General features: G+C 72.2%; 4 protein-coding genes. 1 reads left to right on the top strand and 3 read right to left on the bottom strand.

The features are described from left to right. Window positions 1-34 precede the first annotated feature (34 nt). Window positions 35-2,293: a glycosyl hydrolase gene (locus ACYVE9_RS16750; protein WP_461028670.1), complete on the bottom strand. Its 2,259-nt coding sequence runs from the start codon at window positions 2,291-2,293 to the stop codon at window positions 35-37. A gap of 365 nt (window positions 2,294-2,658) precedes the next feature. Then, window positions 2,659-2,841, bottom strand: coding sequence for a hypothetical protein (locus tag ACYVE9_RS16755; protein ID WP_461028671.1), 183 nt, complete (start codon window positions 2,839-2,841; stop codon window positions 2,659-2,661). A gap of 760 nt (window positions 2,842-3,601) precedes the next feature. Here ACYVE9_RS16755 and ACYVE9_RS16760 point away from each other — a divergent pair. Continuing rightward, window positions 3,602-4,021 carry a DoxX family membrane protein gene (locus ACYVE9_RS16760; protein WP_461028672.1) on the top strand — a complete coding sequence of 140 codons (420 nt, stop codon included), beginning with the start codon at window positions 3,602-3,604 and terminating at the stop codon, window positions 4,019-4,021. A gap of 89 nt (window positions 4,022-4,110) precedes the next feature. On the opposite strand, the gene ACYVE9_RS16765 is transcribed toward ACYVE9_RS16760, so the two are convergent. Further along, a partial coding sequence (locus ACYVE9_RS16765; protein WP_461028673.1) for a hypothetical protein occupies window positions 4,111-4,503 on the bottom strand: 393 nt, incomplete at its 5' end.

A 4,503-nucleotide genomic window follows, 5' to 3' on the forward strand; every position in this document is an offset into this window, starting at 1 on the left:
CGGCCGTTGCGGGGCCGGGCCGGTGGGCGGGTGGTCAGTCGCCGGTCGCGGTGGAGCGCGCCGGGACGGTGAGGGTGGTGCCGTCGGAGAACGTCACGGTCTGCGGCGAGGCCGTGTGGTTGTGGGCGACGTAGGTGCGGGTGCCGCCCTTGGCGAAGACCGCGGCGGTGGGACTGTCCGCGGTGATCGACGTGTCCGGTGCGCCGATCTCGGCGAGCGTGTTGATCCAGTGGTAGGTGTGCGCCCTGGACTCGCCCTCCTCCGGGGTGTAGGCCCCGCCGTCCGCGTCGTACGCGGCCTTGGCCGCGGCCGGGTCGGCGAGCGACTGGAACTCCCACAGCAGGTCGCGCCATTCGACGGGCGGTCCGCCGTTCTGCTGCTCCAGGTGGGCGAGGTTGCGCTCGATGGCTGCCTTGTCGCCGGCCAGGTGCAGTGAACCGCCCGTCACCGGCAGCACGTTGATGCCGTGGATCTCCTCGGGGTTGGCCGTCCACCAGGTGCTGTAGGCGCCGCCGCTGCCCCACACCATGCCGACCGCCCGGTGGTCGTAGGCGTCGGGGAAGACCTCCTGGTCGGCGTCGAACCAGTACTGCCTGATGGACTCGGACTCGGTGGTCAGCAGGTAGACGCCGAGGTCCCGCAGCGAGGTGTCACCGGTGGCCGAGCCCCACAGGATGAGGCCCGCGCTGAGGTTGATGGACTCCGAGGACGACTCCTGGTTGTTGCCCGCGGCGAAGCCCTGGTGGCCGGCCGCCCAGCTGTGGCCGGCGTAGACGTCGAAGCCGCGCAGGAAGGGGTACTTCGTGTCGGTGCGGCTGGGGTTGGCGGCGTCCCTGACCAGCTCCTCGACCATGCCGCCCCAGGCGGACTTCTTCGCCCAGTCCGGGTCGTGCTGGGCGACGATGGCCGCGGCCATCACGTAGTAGCTGTAGTGGAAGTGGTGGTCGTTGAGTTCCTTGTCGCTGCCGTACGAGGCGGGGTAGCCGATCAGCGTGCGCCAGTCCTTGTCGTAGGAGAACTCAGCGCCGCCGCCGACGGTGAACCACTGCTCCAGCTTGTCCTTGAGCAGTCCGAGCAGTTTGTCGCGGGCCGCGGTGTCACCGGTCTGCTCCGCGAGCGGCACCAACTGGGCGATCTTGCCCAGCGCCTTGCCCGTCCAGTACGTGTCCCTCGCGCCGTTGAAGGGGTCGGCCGCGTCGGCCACCTCGGAGATGTACGCGGACAGCTTGCCGTCGTCCACCGCCGGGGTCTTCGGCAGTCCGGGCAGCACACCCGTCACGTCCTGGGAGGTGGTGAACGAGTTGCCCTCGCGGACCTTCATCGTGCCGCGCGGCGACACGTAGGTGTAGGAGGTGAGGGGGTCCGAGGTGTGCAGCCACTGGTGGCGGTACAGCGCCTGGAGCGTGCCGGTCTCCCGCCCCTCGCGGGCGGTGGTCTTCAGCGTGTAGGTGGCGTTCAGCGCGCCGCCGGCCTGGTCGTAGTCCCACTCGACCTCGGAGCCGGTGACGAAGCTGTAGGCGTAGGTGCGGAAGTCGTCCAGTGCCGCGGTGGTGGGCAGCGCGGCGACCGAGAAGTACTCCTTGCCGCCGAGGTCGGCCCTGATGGAGGTGCCGGAGACGTTCCAGTCGCTGCCGGTCGGTGCGAACAGCCCGTAGTGGTGGCCGCCGATGGTCACGCCCAGCACGTTGCCGTCGTCGGCGAACACCTCGGGTGCGGAAGCGGTGTTGACCTGCGCGTCGCCGCCGGTGCCCTCCGCGTACACGTAGGGGCTGCCGTGGCCGATGGTGGCGCGCAGCGTGCGGTCGCCGTCGGCCCAGTACGGCGTGACCGTCCAGTCGGACCAGGCGTCCGCCTTGGTGTCGGGGGAGGCCAGTCCCGCGACGCCCAGGGTGAGGTCCGCCTTGTGCGCGTACTCGTACTGGCGGTTGTCGCCGACGATGGCCGCCTCGGTCGGGTAGCCGACCTCCAGTCCGCCCGACACCGCCTTGTAGGTGAGCGGGTGGCCGTACATGGCCTCGGAGTAGGGGTTGCCCGGGTAGCGCTGGAACACCAGCGAGGACCACCAGTCGTTGGTGGGCACCGGTTCGTCCGCGGCGGCGGCGGTCACCTTGGGGGTGACGGCGCCGCCCTGGTCGTTCTGGGGTCCCGCCTCGCCTGCCGGGCGGGTGTCGGAGTGGCTGCCGAGCCCGACGGGTACCTCGGCGGCCGACGCGTTGAGGGGGAGCAGGCCGATCCCGGCGACGGCGGTTGCCGCCGCCGTCAGCAGGAGGGGGATGCGCCGATGTGTTCTCACGTGCTGCACCTCGAAACGTGGGGGAGGAAACAGCCTGAGAGCGCTCTCAGGTAGGCCGAATGTAGAGCTGGGTAAATTTTGTGTCAACAGTTGTGACAACGCGGCCCCTGCGAGGCCCGCCGCGTTCACAAGGTGACGGCGGGCGGCGGGAGTCCGGCGGCACGGCGGCAAGCGGGACGCCGGCGACAGGGCGGCGAGCAGCGGGAGTCCGGGGACGCGGAAGGGCCGCGGCGGATGACCGCCGCGGCCCCAGGGGGGCCGACACCCGGCTGGCTGCCTAACCAGGCGTCGGAACCGAGTGCTCGGCCGGTGGCCCCGTCAGCCCCTGCGGACGTCGCGGACCTGCCGCACCGCACCCGGTGGCTTCAGTCGCCGTCCTTGCCGCGGGCCTCCCGAACGGCGCTTCGGGCGGCGCCACCGCCCTCCGCGGTGCGCTTGACGTACGGGTGGACGACCTCCTCCCCGGCCGTCTCGTGGACGGCGAGCACGCGCGTCAGGCGACGGAATCCCGGCGGGACGCCCCGCTGCTCAAGGCGGTTGAAGGCCATCGGTTCTCCCGGCTGCTGGGACGGACGGATGCCACCGGGGTGTCCCCGATCCCCGGGGCAAAACCCTCGACACGGGCGAAACCCTCCCATGGCCCGGCCCCGCGAAGCCTCCCGCTCACCTGCGCGGCTGGCGGGAAACGGCGGCCCGCGGGCGGAGAAGGCCGCCGCCCGGCGCCCGGCCGGGTGGGGCAACTACGGCGATCCGGTGGCCGTCCTCGTGGACCGCCGGGTCCAGGTGGCTCGGGTTCGGGTGGCCGCGTCGTACCGGTCGTCGGTGGTCCGCCGATGGTGTTCCTGTGCGGGCGTCAGCATCCCGTCCGGGCCCGACCGTTGGCGAGGATCCCGGACAGGACCGCCCGCGCGTGGGGGCGCGTGCCCTGGAGCCGCACGTACCGGCCCTCCCCCGGCCCGGTCGCCCCGGTCGCCCCGTGCGGGCCGCTCGGCACGTCCGGCTCGGGGGTCGGGCGGCACGGGATCGGGGCGTCGTCACCTGTCCGCCGCACCCGTGCCGCCCCTCGCTCGACCTGTCGGCACCCTGCCACACGGCTACGGCGGGGCGAACGTTTTCAGCCCCCGGGTTTCACCCGGACGGCTGCGGGGCGCGCGGTCCGGCGCACGCCGATCCAACCGGGCACTCGGAAGCCCGAACCGGCGCTCGGGGTCCCGGACGGCGGTCGGGAGCCGGACGGCGGTCGCACGCCTCCCACCGTATTCTGAAACCGACAAACGTCATGAAACAGGCACCTCCGCTGGAGGCACGATGGACGTTCTGGTACTCGTCGGCCGCATCCTCTTCGTCGCGCTCTTCCTGGGCTCCGCGATGGGCCACCTCACGCAGACCAAGGCGATGTCCGGTTACGCCGCCTCCAAGGGCGTTCCGGCCGCCACCGCGGCGACCGCCGGCAGCGGCGTGCTCCTGCTCGTCGGCGGACTCAGCGTGCTGCTCGGCGTCTGGGCGGACGTCGGCGCCCTGCTGCTGGTGGTCTTCCTCATTCCGACCGCGTTCCTGATGCACCCGTTCTGGAAGGAGAGTGATCCGGGCAACCGGCAGAACGAGATGGTGTCGTTCCAGAAGGACCTGTCCCTGGCCGGGGCGTCCCTGATGCTGTTCGTCCTGTTCGCCTACGCGGGCCACGACCTCGGCCTGATGCTGACCGGCCCGCTGTTCGCCATCTCCTGACCCGTCCCGTCCACCGAACCGGGCACGCCGCCAACCAGCGGTGAGGGGCCCGCGGCCGTGACCGCTGACCCCTCACCGCTGTCCCGTGTTCAGGGCGGCCCGAGACGCTCCAGAGCCTGCACGACCTGCGCGCAGCCCTCCACGTAGTCGCCGGCCGCCCGAGCGGTGACCCGCTCGCGACCGTGCGCGACACGGATCCTCAGTTCGTACAACGTCCGTACGCTCCAAGCGAGTTGCGGGTTCGCCCCGCGTTCCGCGAGGGTCCGGCTGGCCTGCCCCCACGGCATGGACAGCCGCAGGCCGCCGCCCACGGTCTCAGCCCACGTCTCCTCCACCACTGCCCACGCCGCCAGTACCGACGCGGCGGGGTGCGCGGGCGCCCCTTCCATGGCCTCGGCCAGCCGGAGGTGATGCGAGGCGACCGTGGCCACTCCCAACCGCCGCATCGGGCCGTCCGCGGGGCGGTCGCCCGTCGGGCGGCC

It is taken from the genome of Streptomyces sparsus, assembly GCF_054776295.1.

Excerpts from the sequence above, each read along its gene's own strand:
- ACYVE9_RS16755 (WP_461028671.1), bottom strand. The coding sequence starts at position 2,841 with ATGGCCTTCAACCGCCTTGAGCAGCGGGGCGTCCCGCCGGGATTCCGT.
- ACYVE9_RS16760 (WP_461028672.1), top strand. The coding sequence starts at position 3,602 with ATGGACGTTCTGGTACTCGTCGGCCGCATCCTCTTCGTCGCGCTCTTC.